This is a genomic window from Pseudomonas sp. TMW22090 (genome assembly GCF_022496665.1).
Taxonomy (GTDB): Bacteria; Pseudomonadota; Gammaproteobacteria; order Pseudomonadales; family Pseudomonadaceae; genus Aquipseudomonas; species Aquipseudomonas gregormendelii.
In genome coordinates this window covers 1306269-1332707 of sequence record NZ_SCFH01000001.1, presented here as the reverse complement: position 1 = coordinate 1332707, position 26439 = coordinate 1306269, and the positions used below count along the sequence as shown (strand labels likewise).

General features: G+C 57.3%; 18 protein-coding genes and 5 pseudogenes. 18 read left to right on the top strand and 5 right to left on the bottom strand.

Annotated features, from left to right (window positions below; genetic code table 11):
* The 11 genes and pseudogenes from EQV97_RS06055 to EQV97_RS06005 form a co-directional block, all read left to right on the top strand.
* A partial coding sequence (locus EQV97_RS06055) for an RHS repeat-associated core domain-containing protein (RefSeq protein ID WP_240888653.1) occupies positions 1-3170 on the top strand: 3170 nt, incomplete at its 5' end.
* Between the two features lie 36 nt (positions 3171-3206).
* Positions 3207-3566 (top strand): hypothetical protein, encoded by a 360-nt coding sequence (locus EQV97_RS06050; RefSeq protein WP_240888652.1) that lies wholly within the window; start codon positions 3207-3209, stop codon positions 3564-3566.
* A gap of 628 nt (positions 3567-4194) precedes the next feature.
* Positions 4195-4590 (top strand): annotated as a pseudogene (locus EQV97_RS06045) (phage baseplate assembly protein V); the annotation flags it as partial.
* Between the two features lie 94 nt (positions 4591-4684).
* A complete protein-coding gene (locus EQV97_RS06040) occupies positions 4685-5296 on the top strand; it encodes a hypothetical protein (protein WP_240888651.1) in 612 nt (203 codons plus the stop codon).
* Between the two features lie 239 nt (positions 5297-5535).
* Positions 5536-7829 (top strand): annotated as a pseudogene (locus tag EQV97_RS06035) (RHS repeat-associated core domain-containing protein); the annotation flags it as partial.
* Positions 7826-8422: an SMI1/KNR4 family protein gene (locus tag EQV97_RS06030; protein WP_240888684.1), complete on the top strand. Its 597-nt coding sequence runs from the start codon at positions 7826-7828 to the stop codon at positions 8420-8422. The pseudogene EQV97_RS06035 and the gene EQV97_RS06030, both read left to right, overlap by 4 nt.
* Positions 8399-8818: pseudogene (locus EQV97_RS06025) on the top strand (RHS repeat-associated core domain-containing protein); the annotation flags it as partial. The gene EQV97_RS06030 and the pseudogene EQV97_RS06025, both read left to right, overlap by 24 nt.
* An 81-nt stretch (positions 8819-8899) precedes the next feature.
* Entirely contained in the window at positions 8900-9199 is a 300-nt protein-coding gene (locus EQV97_RS06020) for an HNH/ENDO VII family nuclease (RefSeq protein ID WP_276614217.1), read from the top strand.
* A gap of 9 nt (positions 9200-9208) precedes the next feature.
* A complete protein-coding gene (locus EQV97_RS06015) occupies positions 9209-9679 on the top strand; it encodes an SMI1/KNR4 family protein (RefSeq protein WP_240888649.1) in 471 nt (156 codons plus the stop codon).
* A gap of 104 nt (positions 9680-9783) precedes the next feature.
* Positions 9784-10849: pseudogene (locus tag EQV97_RS06010) on the top strand (hypothetical protein); the annotation flags it as partial.
* Positions 10850-11144: 295 nt separating this feature from the next.
* Positions 11145-11870 carry a hypothetical protein gene (locus EQV97_RS06005; RefSeq protein WP_240888648.1) on the top strand — a complete coding sequence of 242 codons (726 nt, stop codon included), beginning with the start codon at positions 11145-11147 and terminating at the stop codon, positions 11868-11870.
* Between the two features lie 662 nt (positions 11871-12532).
* Here EQV97_RS06005 and EQV97_RS06000 read toward each other — a convergent pair.
* Positions 12533-13165 carry a response regulator transcription factor gene (locus EQV97_RS06000; RefSeq protein ID WP_122839519.1) on the bottom strand — a complete coding sequence of 211 codons (633 nt, stop codon included), beginning with the start codon at positions 13163-13165 and terminating at the stop codon, positions 12533-12535.
* Between the two features lie 30 nt (positions 13166-13195).
* Positions 13196-14557 (bottom strand): cache domain-containing protein, encoded by a 1362-nt coding sequence (locus EQV97_RS05995; protein WP_240888647.1) that lies wholly within the window; start codon positions 14555-14557, stop codon positions 13196-13198.
* A gap of 263 nt (positions 14558-14820) precedes the next feature.
* On the opposite strand from EQV97_RS05995, the gene EQV97_RS05990 reads away from it, so the two are divergent.
* Entirely contained in the window at positions 14821-16878 is a 2058-nt protein-coding gene (locus tag EQV97_RS05990; RefSeq protein WP_240888646.1) for a carbon starvation CstA family protein, read from the top strand.
* Positions 16879-16888: 10 nt separating this feature from the next.
* Complete coding sequence (locus EQV97_RS05985; protein WP_122839522.1) at positions 16889-17086, top strand: YbdD/YjiX family protein; 198 nt, start codon at positions 16889-16891, stop codon at positions 17084-17086.
* 241 nt (positions 17087-17327) lie between these two features.
* Here the strand turns inward: EQV97_RS05985 and EQV97_RS05980 are convergent, their stop codons facing one another.
* From EQV97_RS05980 to EQV97_RS05970, 3 genes are all read right to left on the bottom strand, one after another.
* Positions 17328-17618: a hypothetical protein gene (locus EQV97_RS05980; RefSeq protein ID WP_225568521.1), complete on the bottom strand. Its 291-nt coding sequence runs from the start codon at positions 17616-17618 to the stop codon at positions 17328-17330.
* A 155-nt stretch (positions 17619-17773) separates the two neighbouring features.
* The gene (locus EQV97_RS05975; protein WP_163019432.1) at positions 17774-17941 is read right to left on the bottom strand and encodes a hypothetical protein; all 168 of its coding nucleotides are present in this window, start codon (positions 17939-17941) and stop codon (positions 17774-17776) included.
* Between the two features lie 92 nt (positions 17942-18033).
* Positions 18034-20187 carry a TonB-dependent receptor gene (locus tag EQV97_RS05970; protein WP_240888645.1) on the bottom strand — a complete coding sequence of 718 codons (2154 nt, stop codon included), beginning with the start codon at positions 20185-20187 and terminating at the stop codon, positions 18034-18036.
* A gap of 443 nt (positions 20188-20630) precedes the next feature.
* Here EQV97_RS05970 and EQV97_RS28985 point away from each other — a divergent pair.
* The 5 genes and pseudogenes from EQV97_RS28985 to EQV97_RS05950 all read left to right on the top strand — a co-directional run.
* Positions 20631-20735, top strand: a pseudogene (locus tag EQV97_RS28985) (nucleoid-structuring protein H-NS); the annotation flags it as partial.
* 509 nt (positions 20736-21244) lie between these two features.
* Positions 21245-22840, top strand: a complete 1596-nt coding sequence (locus EQV97_RS05965; protein ID WP_240888644.1) for an ABC transporter substrate-binding protein — start codon at positions 21245-21247, stop codon at positions 22838-22840.
* A complete protein-coding gene (locus EQV97_RS05960; protein WP_240888643.1) occupies positions 22837-23769 on the top strand; it encodes an ABC transporter permease in 933 nt (310 codons plus the stop codon). Before EQV97_RS05965 ends, EQV97_RS05960 begins: the two co-directional genes overlap by 4 nt.
* Before the next feature lie 23 nt (positions 23770-23792).
* Positions 23793-25067 carry an acyl-CoA dehydrogenase family protein gene (locus EQV97_RS05955; RefSeq protein WP_240888642.1) on the top strand — a complete coding sequence of 425 codons (1275 nt, stop codon included), beginning with the start codon at positions 23793-23795 and terminating at the stop codon, positions 25065-25067.
* Complete coding sequence (locus tag EQV97_RS05950) at positions 25064-26413, top strand: LLM class flavin-dependent oxidoreductase (protein WP_122839527.1); 1350 nt, start codon at positions 25064-25066, stop codon at positions 26411-26413. Before EQV97_RS05955 ends, EQV97_RS05950 begins: the two co-directional genes overlap by 4 nt.
* Positions 26414-26439: the final 26 nt, after the last annotated feature.

Here is a 26439-nt window from a genome sequence, read left to right as displayed (position 1 = left end):
TCTACAATCCGCACGAACAGGTCTATCTGGTTTGCACCGAAGGCGGTCACTACCTGCTGCAAACCCTCGACAACATCTTCTTTTACTTCGGCGAAGTGCCGGACGACAACAACCCTGTCCCGCTACAGCGCCTCGAAAATGCCCTCGGCCACTTCCTGCATTTCACCCGCACGGTCGACGGCACGCTGACCGACATCAGCGCCACTGGCGGCGTTCGTGTGCACCTGCATTACGACAACCCGCTGGGTCGCCTGACCGATGTCAAACGCGTCGTCGACAATCAGGCCGTCGAAACCCTGGTGCAGTATCGCTACGACGACAATGGCCAACTCATCGAGGTGATCAATCGCAACAACGATTCGGTCCGCCGCTTCAGTTACGCCGACGGCGTCATGGCCAGTCACAGCAATGCCTTGGGCCTGACTTGCAATTACCGCTGGGAAACCATCGCAGACCAACCTCGAGTGGTGGAACACTGGACCAGTGATGGCGAGCACTTCCATTTTCGCTACGACATAGATGCCCGCACCACGTGGATCACCGATGTACTCGGACGCGAAGCCGAGATCCACTACAACAGCAATAACCGCGTCACCTCGAGCCGCGACTTCGGTGGCGAACACTACGTTATAGAGATCGACGACACCGGCAACATGACCGGCCTCACATTGCCCGATGGCAATACCGTCAAGCTCAAGTACGACGAGTACGCTCGGCTGGTCGAAGAAACTGATCCGCTCGGTCGCAAGATCAAATACCAGCACCACCACCTGACCACCCTGGTCACGCAGGTTGATTACCCAGACGGCAGCACCTGGAAAGCCCGCTACGACGCCAAGGGCAACCTCATCGCCGAAGTCGATGCGCTGGGCAACAAGACTGAATACCTCAACAGCGACGACGGCCTGCCGCACACCATCATCGACGCCACACACAAGTCCAAGTACCTGTGGTGGAACACCCTGGCCCAGGTCGAACGCTTCCAGGATTGCTCGGGCAAAAACACCCGGTACCGTTTCGACGAACGCCATTACCTCGTCGCCGTCACCGATGCCCTGAACCAGACCACCACCCTGGAACGCAAACCCGACGGCGAAGTGCTGCGCATCCAGCACCCGGACGGCAGCGTCGAGTCCTTCACCTACAACGCCCTCGGCCAGGTCCTGACGCATACCGACGGTAAAGGCCAGACCACGCGTCTATTGCGCACTGCTCGAGGTCTGCCAAGCAGCCGCCAGGACGCCAAGGGCCAGCGCATCCGTTACGAGTACGACCAGGCCATTCGCCTGACCGCGCTGGTCAACGAAAACAACGCGGCTTACCAGTTTGCCTACGACGCTTCCGATCGGCTGATCGAAGAAAAACGCATCGACAACCTCACCCGCCAGTTCAGCTACAACCTGGGCGGGCATCTGACGCGAGTCAACGAAATCGGCTACGGCGAACGCGCCGAACGTCCGCAGCGCAGCACCGAATTCGAACGCGATTCCATCGGCCGACTGCTGGCCAAACTCAACGCCGACGCGCGCCAGGACTACACCTACGACCAGGCCGACCGCTTGCTCACCATCGAGCGCCTGCCGACCGCCAACGGCAAGAAACTCGGCATTTCTGAAGAAAAGCTCGAATTCTCCTACGACTTGCTGGGTCGCCTGATCAAAGAGACCACCCCACAAGGCGTTCTATCCTACGACTACGATCCACTGAGTAACCTGACCACCCTGACTTTGCCCACCGGCCAGCACCTGAACCACCTGTACTACGGCAGCGGCCACCTGCACCAGCTCAACCTCGACGGCCTGCTCATCAGCGACATGGAACGCGATGACCTGCACCGCGAGGTGTTACGCACCCAGGGCAAACTCACCAGTTGTTTCGGCTACGACGCGATGGGCCGCAAGGCTTGGCAATTCGCCTCAACCCTGTCGGCGGAGAAACTGTCGCAAATCCACAATCCGGGTATTCAACCCGAGCTGTTGGTAGAACACGCCTACAACCCGATTCACCGCCGTCATCAATACGATCCTGCCGGCGAACTCATCCGCACCCTCGACAAACTGCGCGGCGAGATCAAGTACGAGTATGAGGCCAACGGTCAGTTGCACAGCCGTGATACCGGCAAGTTGGTGGACAGCGAAGAGTTCCGATACGACGCGGCGGCGAACCGGCTGAACTTTAATACCAGCCAGTTTGATCACGTGAAGGACAACCGGATCAAGCAGTGGCGGGATCAGGAATATACCTACGATGCGTGGGGCAACCTGATTGAAAAGCGCAGCGGAATAAGTCGGCTGCAGACGTTCAGCTATGACTGCGAGAATCGGTTGGTTAAGGCTGAGACGTTGGTCGGCGGCAAGCTGGACAGCACCGGGGCTTATCGTTATGACAGCTTGGGGCGGCGCGTTGCCAAGGTGTCGGAGGTCAACGGGGTCACCGAGCAGAAGCATTTTCTGTGGCAGGGCTTGCGCATGTTGCGTGAGGAAACGCCGGGGCAGAGTAGCCTCTACGTTTACGAGCCAGGAAGTTATGCGCCGTTAGCGCGGGTGGACCAGGAAGAGGGTGGGGAGCAGACACTTTACTACTTCCATACCGACCAGATTGGTACGCCGCTGGAGATGACGGACCGGGAAGGGCAGATTGTCTGGCAGGCGACTTATAAGGCGTGGGGGGCGGTGGAGCGTCTGGACGTCCATGTAGTCGAACAGAATCTGCGGTTTCAGGGTCAGTATTTCGATGATGAGACGGGGCTGCATTACAATACGTTTAGGTATTACGATCCGGAGGTAGGGCGGTATATTACGCAGGATCCGATTGGGTTGTTGGGAGGGGATAATCTTTATTCCTACGCTCCCAATACCAATGGGTGGATTGATCCTTGGGGCTGGAAGTGTATTCCAAACAAGGTAGCTGGTACGGCACGGGAAGCGCGAGCCAAAGAAATTTTTGGGAAAAGGTATGGCAAGCAAAATGTTCTTAGTGAAAGATATCTGCGCACTGCTGATGGGAAAATTGCAAAGGATCCGCTTACTGGCGAGGGGCGTCGGCTCGACTTCGTCATCAAAAATTCAGACGGCTCAGGTACTGCCAAGGAGATCACTAGTCTTACGGCAGATAAAACTGGGCAACTACTCAAGGAAGACCGGATTAGAGAGGCAGGTGGTGTTTTGTAAGGGAGCCAGGGACGAAAAAGCTTATTGAAGTTTCTGATGTGTCTACTGTTATACGAGCGAAATAGAGGTATTATTGTGGTGGATTTAAATTTTACGTTATGTAGTGTTCCTATGCTGCTTAGCCGAAACAAAAGCAAAGAATACCAAGAGCGAATGGTCTTAAAGCTCGCTGTGTTGCTGGGTTTTTTAAAAGGCAATAATCTGATATTTACTAATCCTTTTAAATTAGATGGAAGTTTGGATCTTGAGTATGTTCTGAAAAAAAACGATGCTGCGCCTGAATGTGTCGAACTTTTCAAGAAAGTTATTCCTGGCTGGTTCTCGTATTTAGATAAAGGAGGGGATATAAATAACACCAATCGACTTTCGCAGGGATTAAAAAAGCTAGTTTCTTAGTCAATAGAGCTAATTTTTTAGCGGTATCGCGAATGTCGCTATTTTTTGGTGCGCTAAGCCAATTTTTAACAGTGGGTATAAGCAAAAAGGGCGAGCTGGTCTGCTCGCCATAAGTATAGGTGTAATGGTGTATAGATTAAATTAGAAATACGTACAGGCTATATTCGATAAATTGTTTGAGGGAAATCGATAGCAGTACAAGTTCTCTTTAAAATATGGCAGAGATGGTATCCATTATCCTGATAGCTTAGATGGTGACTTTGTAGCCCTCGTGGTGGGAAAGGTCGTCGAAACCTCGGTTAAATAACGCTACGACGATCACGGCCAGATCATTCAAGTGATCAACCGCACCAGCGATTCATCACACCGCTTCAGCTACCCTGACGGCGTGATGACCAATCCCAGCAACGCATTGGACCTGAGCTGCCATTACTACTGGGAAACATTCGACGGCAACCCTCCCCCGTGGTCGAACACTGGACCAGCGAAGCTGAGCATTTCTACTTTCGCTACAACCTCAAGGCCCGCACTTTCAGGGCCACCGATGTGCTGGGCAGCTAGGAGCTTCACTCCAAGGAAGACCTGGGCTTGATCACCTGTCGCGGCATCGGCTGTGAACGCTACGCCATTTGACCTTGACGAGCTGCAGCGTTATGACCACGATCAGGGCTCGCCCGACGATCACCAGTTCCTGTTGATGAGCGTCGAAAGCGAAGGCCACAACAACTACCTCAACGGTCATCAGGCGAGCTACTACAACACCTTCTCCTGCATGCGTAAAAAGATCATCTTCCGCCCGCAACTCACCACCCCACGGCCAACCATCTTCGGGCCGCAAACGGCCATCGTCGTCGGCCCGCCCGGCGAGGAAATCTTCACCGATGAACTCGGTCGCGTGAAGGTGAGGTGCCACTGGGACCGCAAGGGCGAGCACAACAACATGAGTTCGTGCTGGGTACGCGTCGCCCAATCCGGCGCCAGCGCTGGCTTTGGCAGCATCCTGATTCCGCGGGTTGGCGATGAAGCATTCGAGCGCGTTAGGAGAGCTACTAGCCGGGATTGCGATTGGCGCTGGTGCAGTTTTGGTAGATATTATGTTTTGAAATGTGGGTGATTTTATGAGTAAAGAAGATAGGGTTTATTTTGAGAGTGAACTGCTAAAGGCGCTGAAGGATCTTGAATGGCCTGGCTTGTCGATAAAGGCGGTAAAGGGGGCGGTTAAATTTCGCTGGGAAAAAAAGTTAGTAGCCGAGCTTGATTTTCAGTATTTGGTAAATTCGAATGCATATGTCCTGAATGGCATGGTCTTCGGGGGGGCTATTTTTGACTGTTGCTCTGCAGTCAGTCCTCCTTATAAAAGCAATTTGGGTAGTGCTGCGTGTTTCTCATTTACAACATCAGGAAGGCAAGATAAAAAATTCGGCACAAGTATATATGGCACCATAAGTGCGCCTAAACGAGAGGATGTTGGTGCGATATGTGCGCATATCCGGCGCGCGCTTGAAAGCCACTATATTCCCCTCATGGCAGGGTGTATATTGCCAAGCGCCCGGACTATTGATGATGTGCTGGCATCTCCGACTGACTATGCGTATCCCGCATTGTTTATTCATTGTGCTGTTGCTTATAACTCGGAAATCATCAGTAGCGAAAATCTTGAGAAGGTGAAGTTAAATAAGAAGATAATTAAGAATAAAGATTTTGATTTGGGGCTTTTGAGCGGTTTGTAGTGTTGTTTGCTGTGCATTAGCTGAGGTGTTGGCACTACTGAGAATTGAAAGCGTTAGTTTGAGTACTTCCTGCATTCGTTTTGGGTTTGCTCTTTAATAATTTAATTAAAAGTGGTTGCGAGGTTAGCGCAGCCACTTCCCCCGCTATGAACTGAGACCCTTCTGGCAACGTATTCATCGGCGGCAGCACCCACCGCTACCTGCCGGTAGATGACGAGATTCCCGGCTGGCTACGCACTGCCGTCGAAACCCTGGTGCAATATCGCTACGACGACAATGGCCAACTCGTCGAGGTGATCAATCGCAACAACGATTCGGTTCGCCGCTTCAGTTACGCCGACGGCGTCATGGCCAGTCACAGCAATGCCTTGGGCCTGACCTGCAATTACCGATGGGAAACCATCGCAGAGCAACCTCGAGTGGTGGAACACTCGACCAGCGATGGCGAGCATTTCCATTTCCGCTACGACATAGCTGCCCGCACCACATGGATCACCGATGTACTCGGACGCGAAGCTGAACTTCATTACAACAGCGATAACCGCGTCACCTCGAGCCGCGACTTCGGTGGCGAACACTACGTTATAGAAATTGACGACACCGGCAACATGACCGGCCTCACATTGCCCGATGGCAATACCGTCAAGCTCAAGTACGACGGACACGGGTCAACGAAATCGGCTACGGCGAACGCGCCGAACGTCCGCAGCGCAGCACCGAATTCGAACGCGATTCCATCGGCCGACTGCTGGCCAAACTCAATGCCGACGCGCGCCAGGACTACACCTACGACCAGGCCGACCGCTTGCTCACCATCGAGCGCCTGCCGACCGCCAACGGCAAGAAGCTCGGCATTTCTGAAGAAAAACTCGAACTTGCCTACGACCTGCTCGGGCGCCTGATCAAGGAGACCACACCCCAAGGCGCTCTGTCCTACGACTACGATCCGTTGAGCAACCTGACCACCCTGACTTTGCCTACCGGCCAGCACTTGAACCACCTGTACTACGGCAGCGGCCACCTGCACCAACTCAACCTCGACGGCCAGTTCATCAGCGACATGGAACGCGATGACCTGCACCGCGAGGTGCTGCGCACCCAGGGCACGCTCACCAGTTGTTTTGGCTATGACGCGATGGGTCGTAAAGCCTGGCAATTCGCCTCGACGTTGCCGGCAGAGAAACTCTCACAGATTCTCAATCCCGGCATTCAGCCTGAACTGTTGGTAGAACACGCCTACAATCCGATTCACCGTCGTCACCAATACGATCCTGCCGGCGAACTCATCCGCACCCTCGACAAACTGCGCGGCGAGATCAAATACGAGTACGAAGCCAACGGCCAACTGCACAGCCGTGATACCGGCAAGTTGGTGGACAGTGAAGAGTTCCGCTACGACGCGGCGGCGAATCGCCTGAACTTCAATACCAGTCAGTTTGATCACGTGAAGGACAACCGGATCAAGCAGTGGCGGGATCAGGAATATGCCTACGATGCCTGGGGCAACCTGATTGAAAAGCGCAGCGGGATAAGTCGGCTGCAGACGTTCAGCTATGACTGCGAGAATCGGTTGGTCAGGGCTGAGACGTTGGTGGGCGGCAAGCTGGAGAGTACCGGGGCTTATCGTTATGACAGCTTGGGGCGGCGCGTTGCCAAGGTGTCGGAGGTCAACGGGGTCACTGAACAGAAGCATTTTCTGTGGCAGGGCTTGCGCATGTTGCGTGAGGAGACGCCGGGGCAGAGCAGCCTTTATGTGTATGAGCCGGGGAGTTATGCGCCACTTGCTCGGGTGGACCAGGAAGAAGGTGGGGAGCAGACGCTTTATTACTTCCATACCGACCAGATTGGTACACCGCTGGAGATGACTGACCGGTAAGGGCAGATTGTCTGGCAGGCGACTTATAAGGCGTGGGGGGCGGTAGAGCGTCTGGACGTCAATGTAGTCGAGCAGAATCTGCGGTTTCAGGGGCAGTATTTCGATGACGAGACGGGGCTGCATTACAATACGTTTCGGTATTATGATCCGCAGGTTGGACGATTTACTACGCAGGATCCAATAGGGCTTGTGGGTAGTGATAACCTATATCAGTATGCTCCAAACTCTGTTGGCTGGACCGATCCTTGGGGCTGGAGCTGCAATCGGCCGGGCGGCTACAAGGCTAACGACGTTGACGCTCACGGCAACTTGTCACCTGGCGTTAATAGAGCACCAGGCCATAAAAATATTCCGGACGATAAGCTCGTACAGTCGCACCATTTTATCCAGGATGAGTGGGCAAAGCGAAATGTTACTGGATATAAGAGAAATCAGGCGCCTGCTGTTCTTCTGAAAAGTTCTTCGGGTGAGCCTCATGCGGTAGTTTCATCCCTCCAGCGAACTAGGCGTAGGTTCTCAGGATTTGGTGGAACTATCAGGGAGGAGTTTGGTACAGCGTACAAGGAGTTGCTCGATGCAGGTGTTAATCCTGACGCAGCTAAAAAAGCTGCAAGCAAGTCATACAAGTATTTTGATTCATTAGGGGCATTCAAGTGACGATAAAATATACGGAAACACATCCCCCAGCATCAGCAAAGTCCATCTCTGACGTTATCCATGCGCTCGGTGTTGATAAAGATGCGTGGGTTGTGAGATTTTGGGCGCGCTATAATGGCGCATTACTTAACGATCAAGTCCTGATTTACTCAGTAAGTGATATTGTTGAGCGCAATCAGACCTATGAAATAGATAACAATTTCCCGAGACTGGTTTTAATAGGTGATGACTCTGGAGGCAGGCTTGTTTTGATTGGCAAGGCAATGCCAGAAACCTTCTACCTGATTGATTCCGGTGATCCATTTTTAGAAGATGCCGACGTATTTTATTCGATCGAAGATCTTGTTGATTATATTTCTGGGGGGCATGAATCCCTGCAGGAGAAAATTAATATAGTGGCCGTTGCGAACGGTAAGCCAACTCCGCAGGAAGTTCTGGCTATCAAGAAAGGTCTGGGGCTAAGTTTTTCGATAGCTGATATGAAAGCGAAGCTTGAAAAGAAAAATGAGATAATTTTGCCAGATGTTAAATCGGTTAAATATGAATCGATTGTAACGACTTACAGCCACCTTCTTCGATTTGAGTCATGTTGATTGTCGATTGTACACGCCTAATTCGAGCCAGGAAGTTATGCGCCACGTGCTCGGGTGGATCAGGAAGAGGGTGGGGAGCAGACGCTTTACTACTTCCATACCGACCAGATTGGTACACCGCTGGAGATGACTGACCGCGAGGGGCAGATTGTCTGGCAGGCGACGTATAAGGCGTGGGTGTCCATCGAAACGCTGGGGGTGAACGAGGTTGAGCAGAACCTGAAGTTTCAGGGTCAGTATTTCGATGATGAGACGGGGCTGCATTACAATACGTTTCGGTATTATGATCCGGAGGTTGGCCGGTTTATTACGCAGGATCCGATTGGGTTGGCAGGTGGATTCAACCTTTATCGATATGCCCCAAACGCGAATAGCTGGGCCGATCCATTAGGCTGGAACTGCTGGGCGGCTAAAACTTTTGCAGGTCGAAAGGTGTATCAACGCAAAGATATATTGGACCCTGACTAGGTTGATGATTTGGGAAGGACGAATGTTCAAAGGATGAGAAAGGGTGATGCTCCGATAGGGAAGGATGGTGCTGAGGTTAATCTCCACCACCTAACCCAAGATGAGCCCGGGTCAGTGGCCGAGATACTTAGTAGCTTTCACTCAAAAAATTATCGTGTGCTGCACATTTATTCTAATCAATGGGATAAAAGTTGGGTTGGATCAGATGGCGTCAGACGGCTTTATAATAGCGCGCCACAAAGTATGAATCGCGGTCCTTTCAATACCTGGAAAAAGGGTTATTGGAAACTTAGATCACTAGATTTCTGAGGTGGATGTATGAATTATATTGATGCAATTGAGGCAGAAATTAATGCCTCTGGCGACGATCCTGCTTGCGCAGGTGCGGCGAGCGATGCCCTGATTGCTGAATTTGAAGCGGCGTTGGGGGTAAAGTTTCCTATGTCATACAAGTTGTTTCTTAAGAAGTTCGGTGCCATGTCATTTGCCGGGGATACTTATTATGGGATAACTAAAAGTGGCGTATTTGCTACAGCTGTCCCTAGCGTTTTTTTTGCTACAAAAACTGCGAGAGACAATGGAGACGCCGATGAAGCGATGATTGTAGTCAAGTCTACAGGCTACGGCCCTATTTATTCTATTGATACCTCTAGCTGCGACGCGGGTGGCGAAGCAGCAGTAGTTATTACTGAGCTTTCCTTTAAGCGAAGTGGGGAGAAAGTTAAGGTTGCTAACAGTTTTGAAGAGTTTTTTTGTGAGTCAGTTAGAAAGTCGATAGATGAGCTGTGATTCCCATAAAGTATCATTTTAAATGCCGAGAATCTTTCAGTGTAATAGGATTCGTGGGTCGAAAAATATTCGATTTTTCGTAGATAAATTTTGCGAGAAGTACCGCCCAACTGACCAAGGCCGGGACCCAGGCCGTTATGAAAGCGGTCATGCCCTGTGTGCTGAAATTCACCGCCGGTTTCGTCGCCGGCGTAGTCTCCAGTCGGTACGTCGTAGGGCCGGTCATTGAGCGCGCAGTGGGCGGCTGGTCGGCAACCTTATTTAAAAGCGTAGTGGGATGGGTCGGCTGCAGACCTTCACGTACGGCTGCGAAAATCGGCCAGTCGCAGCAATGCCTTGGGCCTGACCTGCAATTACCGTTGGAATACCATCGCAGACCAACCTCGAGTGGTGGAACACTGGACCAGTGATGGCGAGCATTTCCATTTCCGCTACGACATAGCTGCCCGCACCACGTGGATCACCGATGTACTCGGGCGCGAAGCTGAACTTCATTACAACAGCGATCACCGCGTCACCTCGAGCCGCGACTTCGGTGGCGAACACTACGTTATAGAGATCGACGACACCGGCAACATGACCGGCCTCACGTTGCCCGATGGCAATACCGTCAAGCTCAAGTACGACGAGTACGCTCGGCTGGTCGAAGAAACTGATCCGCTCGGGCGCAAGATCAAATACCAGTACCACCACCTGACCACCCTGGTCACGCAGGTTGATTACCCAGACGGCAGCACCTGGAAAGCCCGCTACGACGCCAAGGGCAACCTCATCGCCGAAGCCGATGCGCTGGGCAACAAGACCGAATACCTCAACAGCGACGACGGCCTGCCACACACCATCATCGACGCCACACACAAATCCAAATACCTGTGGTGGAACACCCTGGCCCAGGTCGAACGCTTCCAGGATTGCTCGGGCAAAAACACCCGGTACCGTTTCGACGAACGCCATCACCTCGTCGCCGTCACCGATGCCCTGAACCAGACCACCACCCTGGAACGCAAACCCGACGGCGAAGTGCTGCGCATCCAGCACCCCGACGGCAGCGCCGAGTCCTTCACCTACAACGCCCTCGGCCAGGTTCTGACGCACACCGACGGCAAAGGCCAGACCACGCGTCTATTGCGCACTGCTCGAGGTTTGCCAAGCAGTCGGCAGGACGCCAAGTGACAGTGCATCCGCTATGATTACGACCTTAAATCTATGGACTTTAATGGGGGGTGGAGGCTCAAATGGTATTTTTCTTGCTGGAAAATCTGAACTCGCGAAGCGAATAAAATTGCCAGGCTATTGGTCGAATTCAAGCAGCATACACAAAAGGAATTAATGTTGACCTCCATTGGCAGTTGTATCGTATTGTATTGTAAGTTGGTTGGGGTGCAGATATGGCGGTTCAGCATTAGATGGCTGAGACTGGTGCCGATAAAAAATTTGGTAATTACTTTTACGGTTCGGAATGATTATGCTTTTTAATCCTGCTGTTGAAACGGTAAAAAACGGGCCGTGGGTGATTTTCTTTATGGTTTTGTTTTTCGGTATGTTTGGGCCGCCTGGGGTGCCGCATTATTGGTCTATGTATTTCGTCATATTGGGAATATATTTTTGTCTAACCATTTTTTTGGTAGGAGTTTGTGAACGATATGTACTGTTTGTGGCAATGATTTTTTTTACTGGTGTGGGGGTGATGGGCTTTCTTTTTTCTAGTTTCTTGTATGTGCTCGTACTGGATTTTTTTGAGGCGGGAAGTTTTAAGCCGGTTGCGGTTGGGCTTGCCCCCCTGGCTCTGATTTTTTTGGCGGCAGTTGCTGCGGCTTTTGGTGAAAATCCTACCTCTAGTTTTAAAACTACAGGTAATAAGGTCTCTTTTCAGATTAAAAGACAGCGAGGGTATAGTGCGGGTTTAATGGCTAGGTTAATTACGTTGACAGGGGGACTGGCTTTGAAGTTGATTGGTCCTTTAAACAGTGGAATTGTTGGTGTTTTGGCAGGCACCTCTGGTTGTGTAGCCTTAATTCTCTACTATCGCCATATAATCCGTGGCCTCCGCACCCTTCGTATCCAAGAGCGCAATATGCCCACCCCTTACACATTCATGCAAATCGACGAAATACGCGAAGCCCGTAGCCGCTGGTGGCTTGGCAGAATATTAAAATGGCTGGCTTCCCTGAGTCGGTCCCCAAGTGGCTAACCCTTTAGGTTTGTGAGCCTAGATGCGCTTGAAAAGGTGCAGATGGGGTATAAATGGATAAATGGGGATGGCGGTAAAACAATAAATCAAGACTGGAATGAGAACTATGTTGTTTTTATGGATGACTCAGGGGGAGGTAAACCTATAGTCGCGTTGACTGATATCGAGAATACACCGATATTCGCGAGCTACGGTCCCGTTGCCCCATTCCAAATCGCAGATTCTTTAACTGAGTTTCTCAGTGCGTTAGCTAAACTCATCGAGGTGGTCTATGGGGAGTTCAATATTTTTGATATCTCAGATGATGACGGCGTTAGCCCTTCGTTTGTGGCTCGCCTGGATGTGGAAATCGCTCCAATATTAGGAGAGAGGAACTATCAGAATTTTTTTCGACTATTTATATGGTTGAGCAATGAGTCATTTGTATGCCGTTTAAGGGGTTGTGTTAGCAGTAGAGGGCAGTGCTCGGGTGTGTGTAAGGATTGAAGCTAACATCCGAATCTGCCATCTTCGAAAAGAGACACAAAGGCGGACTCAAGATCGATGGTTATTTTGGGTATTGGACGAAGACTCCACCTAGTCGACACCGCAAGGCGGTAACCTACAGGCACGTTTTGCGCTGAACTACGAGCCGTGGGCGACGCCCTCATCCGTCGGAATGCCTACCGCGAAATAATCCCATGATCAATCGCATACTTCACCAGCGCCGCCGGCTTATCAATATTCAACTTACGACGAATACTCAAACGATGCGTCTCCACAGTCCGCACGCTGATATCCAGTTCCCGCGCCATTTCCTTGTTGTTCAGCCCTTGGGCCATTTTGTACAGCACCTGGCTTTCCCGAGGAGTCAGTTCGTTGTCGGTGTTTTTGTCGGCGATCAGGCGCTGGGCGATTTCGGCGCTGTAGAAGGAGCCGCCGTTGGTGATGGCGTCGATGGCGGCGATGATTTCCCGGGAGGGTGAATTTTTCAGGACGTAGCCGCTGGCGCCGGCGCGCACGGATTCGCTGACGTATTCGTGATTGTCGTACATGCTCAGCACCAGCACTTTGAGCGCCGGGTAGCGGTTGCGCAGCAGCCGGGTGAGTTCCAGGCCGTTCATGTCCTTGAGGCCGATGTCGACCAGTACCAGGTCGGGTTGGCAGCGCCCGATCATGGCGATGGCGTCTGCGCCGTTTTCGGCTTCACCGACGACTTCGAGGTTGGCCATGACGGACAGCAGGGCCTTGATGCCGTCGCGGACCAGGGAGTGGTCGTCGACCAGGGCGACGCGGATCGGGGAGGGCAGGTTCATCGCGGCTATTCACTCTTGTTGTGGTGGTGATCAGCGGGGAGCGCCGGTGGATTTGAGGGGCAGCAGTACGTCGAGTTCGCTGCGGCCCGGTGTCGATGTCAGGGTGAACTGGCCGCCGAAGTGGTCGACTCGCTCGCGGATATTACGCAGGCCGATGCCGGTGTGGCGACGTTCGACCTGGGCGACGTTGAAGCCGATGCCGTCGTCGACCAGGGTCAGGCGCACGCCCTGTGGGCAGCCGTGCAGGGTGATGTCGACGTTGCTGGCCTGGGCGTGGCGTTCGATGTTGGTCAGGCCTTCCTGGACGATGCGAAACAGCGAGACGGCGGCGCCGTCGACGAGGTCGCAGGCGAATTCGTTGTCGTTGTAGTTCACTTTGAGGCCGCTGCGCTGTTCGAATTCGGCGGCGAGCTGGCCGATTGCGGCGGGCAGGCCGAGGGTGTCGAGCAGGGATGAGCGCAGGTCATGGGACAGGCTGCGCACTTCGCCGATGGCTTCGCCCAGGCGTTCGGTGGCTTCGCGCAGGATGCCCAGGCCGCGATCCTGGCCGTTTTCCAGCACCAGGCTGGCCAGTTCGAACTGGAATTTGATCGACACCAGCACCTGGCTGATGCCGTCGTGCAGCTCGCGGGAGACCCGGGAGCGTTCTTCTTCCTGCAGGCTGACGATGCGTTGGGTCAGGCGCTGGAGTTTTTTGTCGGCGAGGCGGTGTTCGCTGACGTTGAGGGTCATGCCGCTGGCGAAGACCAGCAGTACCGAGACCAGGGCCACGGCGGCGATGGCGAGCATGGTTTTGCGGATACCTTGGGCGACTTCGTCACGGGCTTGCTGGGTGGCGCGTTCGACGTCTTCGAGGTAGATGCCGGTGCCGAGCATCCAGCCCCAGCGGTCGAGCATGATCACGTAGGCGAGTTTGTCGGTGACCTGGCCGGAGGAGGGTTTGTTCCAGGCGTAGCGCTGGAAGCCTTCGCCGGATTGGGCGCTTTTCAGCAGGGCCTGGATGACCGGCAGGCCGTGGGGGTCTTGCATGTCCCAGAGGTATTTGCCCACCAGTTCGGACTGGCGCGCGTGCATCAGGCTGCGGCCTTCGCGGTCGTAGACGAAGAAGTAGCCGTTGATGCCGAAGCTGAGTTTGCGCAGTTCTTCCAGGACTTTTTGCTGGGCCTGGGCGTCGCCGTGGCCGTCGTCGTAGAGGGGGGCGATGAGGCTTTGCGCCATTTCGACGTAGTTTTTCAGTTCGGCGCGCTTGCTGGCCAGGATGCTGTCTTCGATGAGCTGGGCCTGCTGGTCACCGAGTTGGCGGTTGAGGGAGATCACCAGGGCGCAGATGACGGCGATGGCCAGGACCAGCGGCAGGATCCCGAGGGCAACGATTTTGTGTTTGAGCTGCATCGGTGCTCCTGGTCGGGGCGAGGGGGGAAGGCTGGGCATGATATGCCAAAGATACGCGGGTTCTGTAGTGGTGCCGGGTGGGGTGACCTGTGGTGGTGTGGCAGACGGATTCGTGCGTCTACGTAGAACTACGTAGACGCTGCGTACGTAGTTCTGCGGATTTATTTGTGGACGGCATGCGCGGATATTGGGCCAGCTCCGCACAGCGGACACAATTATAAAAAATTACCGCCGCAGCCATGCGCTGTCGGCAGGAGACGCATATGCCCCGTCTGGCTAAACACCTTGCCTGGTTTGCCGTGGCTGTCCTGGGAGCGTTCGCGCTGAGTGTCGTGGCCCTGCGCCGCGGTGAAGCCATCAACGCCCTGTGGATCGTAGTCGCAGCAGTCGCCATCTATCTCGTCGCTTATCGCTACTACAGCCTGTTCATCGCCAACAAGGTGATGCAGCTCGATCCCAACCGAGCCACGCCTGCCGTGCTCAACAACGATGGTCTGGACTACGTTCCCACCAATAAACACGTGCTGTTCGGTCACCACTTCGCGGCCATCGCCGGTGCGGGGCCTTTGGTCGGTCCAGTCCTGGCGGCGCAGATGGGCTATTTGCCCGGTACCCTGTGGCTGATCGCCGGGGTGGTGCTGGCCGGTGCGGTGCAGGACTTCATGATCCTGTTCCTGTCCACCCGTCGTAACGGCCGCTCCCTGGGGGATATGGTCCGTGAAGAGATGGGCCGCATCCCGGGAACTATCGCACTGTTCGGCTGCTTCCTGATCATGATCATCATCCTCGCGGTGCTGGCGCTGATCGTGGTCAAGGCCCTGGCCGAGAGCCCTTGGGGCATCTTCACGGTGATGGCGACCATCCCGATTGCGATGTTCATGGGCATCTACATGCGCTACATCCGCCCCGGTCGCATCGGTGAAATTTCCATCATCGGCGTGCTGTTGCTGCTGGGGTCGATCTGGCTCGGCGGGCAGATTGCTGCCGATCCGGTGTGGGCCAAGGCCTTTACCTTCACCGGGATCCAGATCACCTGGATGCTGATTGGTTACGGTTTTGTCGCTGCGGTGCTGCCGGTGTGGCTAATCCTGGCACCCCGTGACTACCTGTCGACCTTCCTGAAAATCGGCACCATCATTGCCCTGGCGATCGGTATCCTGATCACCATGCCGGATCTGAAAATGCCGGCATTGACCCAGTTCATCGACGGCACGGGCCCGGTGTGGAAAGGCGGTCTGTTTCCGTTCCTGTTTATCACCATCGCCTGCGGTGCGGTGTCGGGTTTCCATGCGCTGATCGCTTCCGGCACGACGCCGAAGTTGCTGGCCAGCGAGGGGCATGCCCGTTACATCGGTTACGGCGGCATGCTGATGGAATCCTTCGTGGCGATCATGGCGATGGTCGCCGCTTCGGTGATCGAACCGGGTGTGTACTTCGCCATGAACAGCCCGGCGGCGATCGTCGGTTCCGACGCGGTGACGGTTGCGCAGACGGTCAGCAGCTGGGGCTTTGCGATCACGCCGGACGCGCTGGAAGCGGTGGCCCGGGATATCGGCGAGACCACCATCCTGGCCCGTGCCGGTGGTGCGCCGACCCTCGCGGTGGGTATCGCGCAGATCCTGCACCAGTTGCTGCCGGGTGAAAACACCATGGCGTTCTGGTACCACTTCGCGATTCTGTTTGAAGCGTTGTTTATTTTGACAGCGGTGGACGCCGGTACCCGTGCCGGGCGCTTCATGCTGCAGGACTTGCTCGGCTCGTTTGTGCCGGCGCTGAAGCGCACCGAGTCCTGGGCCGCCAACCTGATTGCCACCGCCGGCTGCGTGGCGATGTGGGGGTATCTGCTGTACCAGGGCGTGATCGATCCTTTGGGCGGCATCAACACCTTGTGGCCGCTGTTTGGTATCTCCAACCAGATGCTGGCGGGTATCGCGCTGATGCTGGCAACGGTGGTGCTGATCAAGATGAAACGTCAGCGTTATGTGTGGGTGACCATGCTGCCTGCGGTGTGGCTGTTGATCTGCACCACGACTGCCGGTTTCATCAAGCTGTTTGATGCCAACCCGGCGATCGGTTTCCTCGCGCTGGCGAAGAAGTACAGCGATGCGCTGGCCAACGGGCAGATTCTGGCGCCGGCCAAGGACATCAACCAGATGCAGCACGTGATCTACAACGCCTACACCAATGCAACGCTGACGGCGCTGTTCCTGCTGGTGGTGTTCAGCATCCTGTTCTTTGCCCTGAAGGTCGGGATTGCCGCCTGGGGTAGCAAGGAGCGCACGGACAAGGAAGCACCGTATCAGGCGCTGCCAGAGGCCTGAGGAGAGCAGCATGTTTAATGACTTGAGTCGGCTGGGCAAGTACCTGGGGCAGGCGGCGCGGTTGATGGTGGGGATGCCTGACTATGACAACTACGTCGAGCACATGCAGACCAGGCACCCGGACCAGCCGATGATGGATTACGAGATGTTTTTCAGGGAGCGGCAGGAGGCGCGGTACGGGAGCAAGGCCGGGCCGAAGTGTTGTTGATTTGTTGATTTGTTGAATGCTTGAGTAATACCTGTGGGAGCCAGCCTGCTGGCGATAGACTTCAATGATGACGCGTGCATTCTGGATGTACGCGTCGTTGTCGAGTTCATCGCCAGCAGGCTGGCTCCCACAGTTGTTTTTGCAATGACTGCTGGCTCCCGCAGCTGTTTGCGCAGCGACTGCTGGCTTCCGCAGCTGTTTGTGCAGTGACTGATAGTGTTTGCAGCAAACTGAGCTGCGATCAGCTACCGCCACTGCCACCACTGCTGCTGCCGCCACCGGCTTTGTCCGCACCGCCTGCCTTGGAGCCGCTGGGGGTTGGGCCGTTGTCGGTGGTGTTGCCGTCTGCGCCCTGGGGCAGCGAGGCAGCATCCGGATCGGCGTTGGTGGCTTTAGGCGCCGGGTCGCGGGTCTGGCTGGTGCCATCCGCCGACGGCGTGCCACTGGTGGATTCGCCGGCCGCGAAAGCGTTGAGCGAGAAGGCAGACATGACGCCTGCAAGCGTGAGCACCGCAATTTTTCTGTTCATCATGTTGAATCTTCCTTGCGAGTGGTTAACACAGCATTGGAAGGATGCATTGGCCATAGGTGCTGGCCAGCGGACGAACGGTCGGGTGCGATTTTTCGGGGCAGCCGGCGCCGCCTGCGCGGGTGCGTGCGGCGGCTCAGCGTGTTTATCGGTGGTGTTTAACGGCGCAAACGAATCTTCTGCCAGTTATCGTTGCTGGTGAGCGTCCCCGTATCGCCGCGTACGGCGTACAGGGTTGCCCGATACAGCGCAGTGAAGCGCGAGCAGTGCAGCCCGCGCAGCTTGCGGTAGGCCCAGGTCCAGCCATGCTTGGGTAGGTTATCCATGCGACCTCCTCTGTCCAGATGATCCGTGCACTGAGGGTAGCAGGTAACCGGGCCCAGAGGCGGCAATTGGATCCAGGCCGCCAGCGCCGGGGTCAGTAGCGCATTTCCACCGCCACATAGGCGCCGACCCCGTCACCCGGGTACAGGGACGCGGTGTCCTGCCCCTTGGCGTCGTAGAGCGGTTGCACCGCCGTGACGTATTTCTTGTTCGCCAGGTTTTTCAGGTCCAGCGAGACTTTCCAGTCCTTGTTCGGCGTTTCGTAGCCTACGTTCGCGCCGAAGATGGTGTAGGAGGGCGCATAAAAACTGTTGGCGTAATCCACCGCCGTGCGCGAGGCCGACTGCACGTTGACCCCGGTATAGATGCCGCTTGGATGTTCGTACTGCACTTCGCCCTGGTACACGTGCTTGGGAATGCCCGGCAGTTGGTTGTCGCCGAAGGTTGGGTCATGGCGATAGTAGAAGTCGTTGTAGGTGTATACCTGACGCAGGGAGACCTGCTCGCCGCTGTCGTTGTCCCACAGGCGAGTGTTTAAACCGGCTTCAACGCCCTGGTGAATCGTCGGCGTGGCGTTAAACGCGCCGGTGACGGCGGCGGCAGTGGGGGTGGCGCCGATCAACTGGACGTTGAGCAACTCGTCCTTCACCCACGAGCGATACAGCGCCAGGCTGCCGTCGAAAATCCCCGCGGAACCCTTGATGCCGACCTCCACGGTGTTGGCTTTCTGTTCCACCAGCGGCCGCACATAAGGCGCGGTGGGGCCGGAGCCGGAGTATTCCCAGGACGCCGGAGGGTCGACCGAGCGGCTGACGTTGGCGAACACCTGCAGGTCTGGATTGAACTGGTAGCGCACGCCGATCCGCGGCGCCAGGCTCCAGTTGTCGTAGGTCACGTCGGTGGGGAAGGCGGTGGTGTTGGCCACCAGCGACTCCTTGACGTTGGCGTGGCGACGCACGTTGATGGCGGACACGCCGGTGGTGAGCCACAGGTCGTCGACCAGTTCCAGGTCGTTGCCCAGCGAGAACACATGGTCGAAGGACGAGCCGTAGTCCACCCGCTTGCGCGTCTGCTTGTTGGCGAAGGCGGAGTCGACTTCGCCCTTGAGGTGTTCGGTGGAGGTGAAGGCGATGCTGGAGCGGCTTTCGTGGCCGAACCATTGATCAGTGCGGTCGTAGTTGATCACGGCGCTGAGGTCGTGCCAGGTCCAGAAGCTTGGGTTGCTCGGGCTGTTGGGGCTGTTGTTGTGGGCGTACTCGTAGTAGGCCAGGCCCACGGACAAGGTGGCGTCGTCGTCGAAGGTGTAGGTGGTCTTGCTGCCGGCCCAGACGCTGCCCGGGCGACGGCTGCCGGCGCCGCTGGAGGCCGCGGTGGCGCTGGCGCGGTCGCTGTGGTGCTTGACCTGGTCCAGGGTAGTGGCGCTCGGATCGTTGTGGTACTCGTCGCGGTAGCGCAGCATCAGCTGGGTTTCGAGTTTGGGGCTGAATGTGTAGCCGAAGTTGGCGACCACGCCCTGGCTTTTTGACAGGCTGTAGTCGCGAAAGCCGTCGCTGCGATAGTTGTCGGCGTTGATGTAGTAATCGAAGTTGCCCTCGACTCCGCCGAAGCTGGCGCTTTGTTTGTTGTAGCCATAGCTGCCGGCCTCTGCCCGCAGGCGCAGGCCCGGGGCGGTGTAGCCGGTCTGGTTGACGAAGTTGATCGCGCCGCCCAGGCTCAAGGCGCCGTACTGGAAGGCGTTGGCGCCGCGCAGGATTTCGGTGTAGTTGACCCCGGAGCCGTTGAGGAATTCGTAGGGTGTGCCGCCGGGGCCGGTGATGGGCAGGCCGTTGAAGAGGAATTTGATGCCTTCGCGAAAGTAGCCGGGCGAGGTGTTGGCGCCTGAGCCGCGGATGGAGATTTTGGCGGCGTCGTTGCCGCCGGTGGATTGCACGAATACGCCGGGTTGGTAGGCGAGGGTGTCTTGCAGGGTGGCGGTGCGGCCTTTGGACACTTGTTCGCTGTCGACGATGCTGGTGCCGCCGGGTACTTGGTCGAGTTTGGTTTTTGCGGTTTCGGCGGGTGTGGCTTGTTGGCCTTTTACGGTGACGGTTTGCAGTTGTGGTTCGGTTGAGCCAGTGGTGGTTTGTTCATCTGCCTGGGCGGCGCCTGAGAGCAACAGGGCGGAGCTTAGTCCTACTGTTGTTAACCAGGTGGCCTGGCGGATGGCGTGCGCTAACGTGTGTAGCTCTCCCCGGAATACTGATTGCATCAAAGTTAATCCCCAATGAATAGATAGAGTTGTCTGGGCTTTCTATTCGTATAGTCATGCTTGGGGTGGGTCTAAGCAGTAAGTGTGCCAGTGCTTCTTTTCGCTCTTTGGTAGGGAGTTTTATTGTGATGTTTGCTGTTGGGGGTTCTTTTATTTGGATTGGTGTTTGTGGGGCAACACTTCAGGGTACATATCTGTTTGCGCGGTGACGGCCGCTATCGTTTTCGCCCTGTAGGAGCTGTCGAGTGACACGAGGCTGCGATCTTTTGATCTTGCTTTGTGTGCATATCCATTGCTGCGGTAACGGCGGCTTATGGTTCCGCTCTTACAGCGGGTCACATTTAAAAAGCGCAAAAGTAACCAAAACGCTCTTGCCCCACCACTCGGCACCTCGCCTAGGCTCGGTGTGCCCTCACTCCGGCATTACTCCGCGGGTCGCCGCGATGGGCCATCCCTGGCCCAGCGCGGCTAAACCGCGCATCCTTGCCGGTTTCCCCGCTGCGCAATGCCTGCGTTCGGCCAGCGTGGTTAACGGGGCGCCTGCGATCAAGAGCTTGCCGTGGCGGCCTTCGGGCCGACCAGGGCGTCAAGCCGGCGCGCTGCGCTTGGTTGGAACGCGGCACCTTGGGATTTGGGGGAGGGTGTTGCCAGGCGCTGATGGTTGGCGAGTGTTATGTAAACTGTTTGCAGCGCAACAGTAGTTGGACAGATTGCAAGTTTAACGACAAATTATTCGGCAGATAAATGCATATCGATATAATTGTTTTGTGGCTTATAAGTCTGTAACTGTGGAGTGCTGTTCACGCATAATTAACTGCGGTCCCCGTGTTCGCGGGCCATTCCCAATTACCAACTTACACCCGATCACCATCCCCCAATCACTGGCATGCTCGGTGCATACACCCACTCAAAGATTACATTCCCAGGTCACTACTCCAAGGATGCGTCATTGAGAACGGCCTTCAAACTTTGCGGCACTTTCGCTCTATATAGTGTGCTGACTGCCTGCTCACCCCCATCGCCCCCCCAGCCCGGCGCGCAGCATGCCGATGGGACGATGAGCAATGGCGTGGTTACCTATTCGGCGGCGGACTTTCATGAGCCTGCTCCAGGGCGCGACGGTGGCACCCTGAAGGTGTCCGCCGCGTCCGATGCCGGCAGTTTTGATATCCATGCCTTGTCTAACGGCAACATCCAGTGGCTGGGGCGCATTCTGTTTGATTGCCTGGTGTATCAGGATGAAGAGGGCAACATCAGCCCATGGCTGGCGCGGTCCTGGGAAATTTCTCCGGACGGCAAGACCTACACTTTTCACCTGCGCGACGACGTGACCTTCAGCGATGGCGAGAAATTCAACGCCGCGGCGCTGCAAACCAACCTTGAACACATGCGCGATCCGGCGACCAAGTCGCCATTGGCGGCGGCTTATATTGCACCGTATCTGGACGGCAAGGTGGTCGATGAATACACCTTCGAGGCCCGTCTGCGTGAACCCTATACGCCTTTCCTCGACGTGCTGGCCCAGTCCTGGCTGGGAATGATTTCGCCCAGGCAGATTCGCGAAGCGCCGAAGACCATTGCCACACAACCGGTCGGCAGCGGCCCGTTCCTGCTGCAAAGCTATACCCGGGATCAGGGCGCGGTTTTTGTTAAACGTTCCGGTTATCACTGGGCGCCGGCGGTCACGCGGCATGTGGGTGCGGCGTATCTGGATCGCATCGAACTCAGTTATGTGCCCGAAGCGATGATCCGCTTCACTTCGCTGGAGTCTGGCCAATCGGATTTCGCCCTGGATGCGCCCGCGCAGAATGCGGCGGCGATTCGGGCCAATCCCGGGCTGGTGATGCGCAGCCGGATTCGCAAGGGCAATCCGAGCCGCAGCATGACCTTCAACGTCGAGCAGGCGCCCTTTGATGACGTACGGGTTCGGCGCGCGGTGGCCAAGGCGATCGATCGCGAAGGCCTGGCGTGGATCTCCGGCTTTGGCGAATTCCTGAGCAAGGCCGACCTGCTGGCCGCGAATACCCGCTTCTATCAACCCGAGAACAGCGCCCTGGCCTATGACGTTGCCGCCGCCAACGCACTGCTGGACGAAGCGGGCTGGACCGGGCGCGATGCCCAGGGCTATCGCAGCAAAAACGGGCAGCGCCTGCAGGCCACTTTGCTGACCTACGACAACCCGGCCTTTCCGGCCAGTGTGTCGGTGGCGATCCAGGCGGACCTGAAAAAAGTCGGCTTCGACATGCCGATTGAAATGCTGCCGCTGACTCGGGTCACGGAGAAGCGTTATGCCGGGAAATTCCAGGCCATCGCCTCCGGTTACTGGCACACCAACACGCCCGACGGTTTGTTCGTGCTGTATCACAGCCAGTCAATCAGCACCGCCAAGCTGATTGGCCAGAACGCCGGACGCTTCCGTGATGCCGAGCTGGATCGGCTGCTCAGCGCGGCGCGGCGCTCCCGGGATCCGGTGGAGCTGCAGACGCTGTATCGCCAGGCGCAACAACGCCTGGTGGAGACGGTGCCGGCGGTGCCTTCGGTGGAAAGCCAGGTGCTGACCGCGTACGGGCAACAGGTCAAGGGCGTGATTTTCGACACGTCCCATAACGTTCCGTTTTTCACCAGCATCTGGCTGGACCGGGGGCAACCATGAACCTGTTCAAGCGAGTTGCCTTGCGCCTGCTGGCCGGTATCGGCGTGCTGTGGGGCGCGGCGACGCTGACGTTTCTGGCGGTGAACTTCAGTGGCGGTGACACGGCGCTGGCGATTCTGGGTGGTCCGGATGCCTTGCCCACCCCTGAATTGCTGGCACGGGTGCGGGCCGAGTACGGGCTGGATCAGCCGCTGATCGTGCAGTACGGCCATTACCTGCAGCGCCTGGCTCACGCCGACCTGGGTGAGTCCTATCGCCTGCGCATCCCGGTGGCCCGGGCGATTGGCGAGCAGGTCGGTGCAACCCTGCAACTGTCAGTCAGCGCTGCGGTACTGGCAGTGGTGCTGGCGCTGGTCTGCGCGATCCTCACCGCCAACCGTGCGCCCTGGGTTCGCTCGTTTGCGTCGGGCAGCGAACTGGTGATTTCGTCTGCGCCCTCGTTTGTGATCGGCATCGTGCTGTTGCTGGTGTTCTCGTTTCACTGGCACTGGTTGCCGCCGTCCGGTTCGGTGGGCTGGCGCTCGCTGGTCTTGCCATCGGTGGCCCTGGCGTTGCCGGTGGCGGCGGTGCTGACGCAGCTGTTGCGCCAGTCTCTGGAAGACACCCTGGAACAACCCTTTATTGCGATGGCCCGCGCCCGTGGGCTGTCCGAGACCGCCGTGCGCCTGCGCCATGCCTTGCGGCATGCGCTGGTGCCCCTGGTGACCCTGGCCGGTTTTGTGTTTGCCAGCCTGCTGGGCGGTGCCGTGGTGATCGAGTTGCTGTTTGCCCGCCAGGGTATCGGCCGCCTGATGCTCGACGCCACCAGCAACAAGGACGTGCCCATGGTGCTGGGGGTGACCCTGCTCGCCGCTGCGGTGTATGTGCTGGTCAACCTCGCCGTGGATTTGATTAACCGCTGGATCGACCCTCGGGCGGATCAAGCGTGAGTGCCTATGAAAAAGGAAAAACCATGAATGCCCCGATTTCTCCTGAAGTAACCGACGCCCTGTTGCGCCAGCGTTTTGCCGACGTGTTTGCGCGCATTGTCGAGACTGCCGTTGTGCGCGAACAGCAGCGCGAGCTGGCCCATGAGGCGGTAGGCTGGCTGCGCGCAGCGGGGTTTGGCGCATTGCGCGTGCCGGTGGCGCAGGGCGGCCTGGGGGCCAGCCTGCCGCAGTTGTTTGGCCTGTTGATCGACCTGGGTGAAGCCGACTCGAACCTGCCGCAAATCGTGCGGGCGCATTTCGGGTTCGTGGAGGGCCGGTTGTCCAGCCGCGATCGCGATTCCCAGGACTACTGGTTCGCCAAGGTGGTCGATGGGCAACTGTGGGGCGCGGCCATGGCCGAGCGCAGCGACACCACGCGCAACTCGGTGACCCTGAGCGCCGTAGAGCCGGGCAATGACCAGGCGGGCTGGCTGCTCGATGGCGAGAAGTACTATTGCACCGGCACGCTGTACGCGAACTGGATTGCGGCGGTGGCCCTGGACGGCGATGATTTTGTCAGCGTGGCGGTGCCCACCGATGCGCCGGGAGTGACGGTCGAGGACGACTGGGACGGTTTCGGCCAGCGCCTGACGGGCAGTGGCACTACGCGCTTCCACGGGGTGAAGGTGCCGGCCGCGCACATCGTCCGTCGTTTCAAAAAAGACGAACTACGCGCCGAATCGTACCTGACCGCTTTCTATCAGCTGTTCCACCTCGCCACGCTGGCCGGCATCGCCAATGCGGTGCTGCGTGACGCCACCGGGTTCGTCCAGGGCCGCACCCGCGCCTTTGGCATCCCGGGGCAGTCCAGCCCCAAGGACGATCCGCTGGTGCAACGGGTGATCGGACGTTTGTCCAGCCTGGCCTATGCCGCCCGTACCCAGGTGCTGGCGGTGGCGCAGGTGCTGCAGGAGGTGCATGACGCCGAGCAGGGCGGGTATGCCAGTGAACAGCATTACACCGAGGCGGAAATTCGCGCTTATCAGGCGCAGCAGATCGTGCTCGAACAAGTGCTGGAGGCCACTACTTTGCTGTTTGAAGTGGGCGGGGCCTCCGCCACTAGCGAGTCGCGACGCCTTGATCGGCATTGGCGCAATGCCCGCACGCTGGCCTCCCATAACCCGGCGATCCTGCGCGAGCGTGCGCTGGGTAACTACTACCTCAACCACATCAGCCCCAACGCCGCCTGGCGCCAGCTGCAGGCAGCCGATGCCGCGCAGCAGGCCGGCGGCGCCCGTGACGAAGCGAGTGCCGTATGAGCAAAGTATCGAGCAATACCCGTGAAGGACAGATGAGCCTGGGCATGAACATCCTCGGCTTCGGCGCGCACTCGGGCGCCTGGCGTGCGGCCGAAGTGCCCGCCACGGCGTATCTGGACGTGGAGTACTACCGCAACATCGCGCGGATCTCCGAGCGCGGGTGCCTGGATGCGATCTTCCTGGCCGACGGTCCGGCGCTGGGTGGCGATGTCGCCAGCCAGCCCGCCGGGCGCCTGGAACCCACGGTGTTGCTGACCGCCGTGGCACTCGCCACCCAGCGCATCGGGGTGATCGCCACTGCGTCCAGCACCTACAACGACCCGTTCAACATCGCCCGGCGCTTCGCTTCGCTGGACCATATCAGCGGTGGGCGCGCGGCCTGGAATGTGGTGACCAATGCCGGTGACGCCGCCGCGCAGAACTTCGGTCTCGCCGGCGCGCCCTTGCACGTGGATCGCTACGCCCGCGCCGACGAATTCATCGACGTCACGGTGAAGCTGTGGGACAGCTGGGAAGACGACGCAATCATCGGCGATGCGCGCTCCGGGCGTTTTGCCGACCCGGCAAAAGTCCACACCATCGATTTTGTGGGCAAGCACTTCAGCGTCAAGGGCCCCTTGAACGTCCCGCGCTCGCCCCAAGGCCGGCCGGTGCTGGTGCAGGCCGGGTCGTCCGAGGGTGGCAAGGCCCTGGGCTCGCGTTACGCCGATGCGATTTTCACCACCCAGACGACCCTCGAAGACGGGCAGTTTTTCTATCAGGAAATGAAAGAACGCGCCCTCGGCTGGGGACGCAACCCGCAGCACCTGAAGATCATGCCGGGCCTGTCGACGGTGATCGGCAGTACCGAGGCCGAGGCCCATGCGCGATTTGATGAGCTCAATGCCTGGCACGGCGAACACGGCTTGCTGGAGCAGGTGGCGGGGCGGGTCGGCATTGCCGCCAGCGAACTGGATCCGGACGCGCCGCTGCCGTGGGAGCGCATTGGCGCGGTGGCGGATTTCGAGCGCGGCTCCCAGGGGTTTCTCGAGGCACAGTTGAACCTGGCGCGGCGGGAAAACCTGAGCATTCGCCAATTGTCGCGGCGCATCCTGGTGGGCCATCGGTTGCTGGTGGGCACCCCCGAGCAGGTCGCCGAGACCTTGTCGCACTGGTACCTGGCGCACGCCGCAGACGGCTTCAACATCATGCCGGACATGTTCCCCTCCGGCGTCGAGATCTTCGTCGACGAGGTGGTGCCGCTGCTGCAAAAGCGCGGCCTGTTTCGTCACGAATACACCGGCAGCACCTTGCGCGAGCACCTTGGCTTGCCGTTTCCCGGTAATCAATACGCGCTGCGGGCCTGAGCCTGGGCGTTTCTCTGTTTAAACAA

What these genes read in the sequence shown, in the direction of transcription:
- EQV97_RS06040 (WP_240888651.1), top strand. Translation starts at nt 4,685, where the DNA reads ATGAGTAAAGAAGATAGGGTTTATTTTGAGAGTGAACTGCTAAAGGCG.
- EQV97_RS05965 (WP_240888644.1), top strand. Translation starts at nt 21,245, where the DNA reads ATGAGCAATGGCGTGGTTACCTATTCGGCGGCGGACTTTCATGAGCCT.
- EQV97_RS05990 (WP_240888646.1), top strand. Translation starts at nt 14,821, where the DNA reads ATGCCCCGTCTGGCTAAACACCTTGCCTGGTTTGCCGTGGCTGTCCTG.
- EQV97_RS06005 (WP_240888648.1), top strand. Translation starts at nt 11,145, where the DNA reads ATGCTTTTTAATCCTGCTGTTGAAACGGTAAAAAACGGGCCGTGGGTG.
- EQV97_RS06015 (WP_240888649.1), top strand. Translation starts at nt 9,209, where the DNA reads ATGAATTATATTGATGCAATTGAGGCAGAAATTAATGCCTCTGGCGAC.
- EQV97_RS06050 (WP_240888652.1), top strand. Translation starts at nt 3,207, where the DNA reads ATGTGTCTACTGTTATACGAGCGAAATAGAGGTATTATTGTGGTGGAT.
- EQV97_RS05995 (WP_240888647.1), bottom strand. Translation starts at nt 14,557, where the DNA reads ATGCAGCTCAAACACAAAATCGTTGCCCTCGGGATCCTGCCGCTGGTC.
- EQV97_RS05980 (WP_225568521.1), bottom strand. Translation starts at nt 17,618, where the DNA reads ATGATGAACAGAAAAATTGCGGTGCTCACGCTTGCAGGCGTCATGTCT.
- EQV97_RS05985 (WP_122839522.1), top strand. Translation starts at nt 16,889, where the DNA reads ATGTTTAATGACTTGAGTCGGCTGGGCAAGTACCTGGGGCAGGCGGCG.
- EQV97_RS05975 (WP_163019432.1), bottom strand. Translation starts at nt 17,941, where the DNA reads ATGGATAACCTACCCAAGCATGGCTGGACCTGGGCCTACCGCAAGCTG.
- EQV97_RS06000 (WP_122839519.1), bottom strand. Translation starts at nt 13,165, where the DNA reads ATGAACCTGCCCTCCCCGATCCGCGTCGCCCTGGTCGACGACCACTCC.
- EQV97_RS05960 (WP_240888643.1), top strand. Translation starts at nt 22,837, where the DNA reads ATGAACCTGTTCAAGCGAGTTGCCTTGCGCCTGCTGGCCGGTATCGGC.
- EQV97_RS05970 (WP_240888645.1), bottom strand. Translation starts at nt 20,187, where the DNA reads ATGCAATCAGTATTCCGGGGAGAGCTACACACGTTAGCGCACGCCATC.
- EQV97_RS05955 (WP_240888642.1), top strand. Translation starts at nt 23,793, where the DNA reads ATGAATGCCCCGATTTCTCCTGAAGTAACCGACGCCCTGTTGCGCCAG.
- EQV97_RS05950 (WP_122839527.1), top strand. Translation starts at nt 25,064, where the DNA reads ATGAGCAAAGTATCGAGCAATACCCGTGAAGGACAGATGAGCCTGGGC.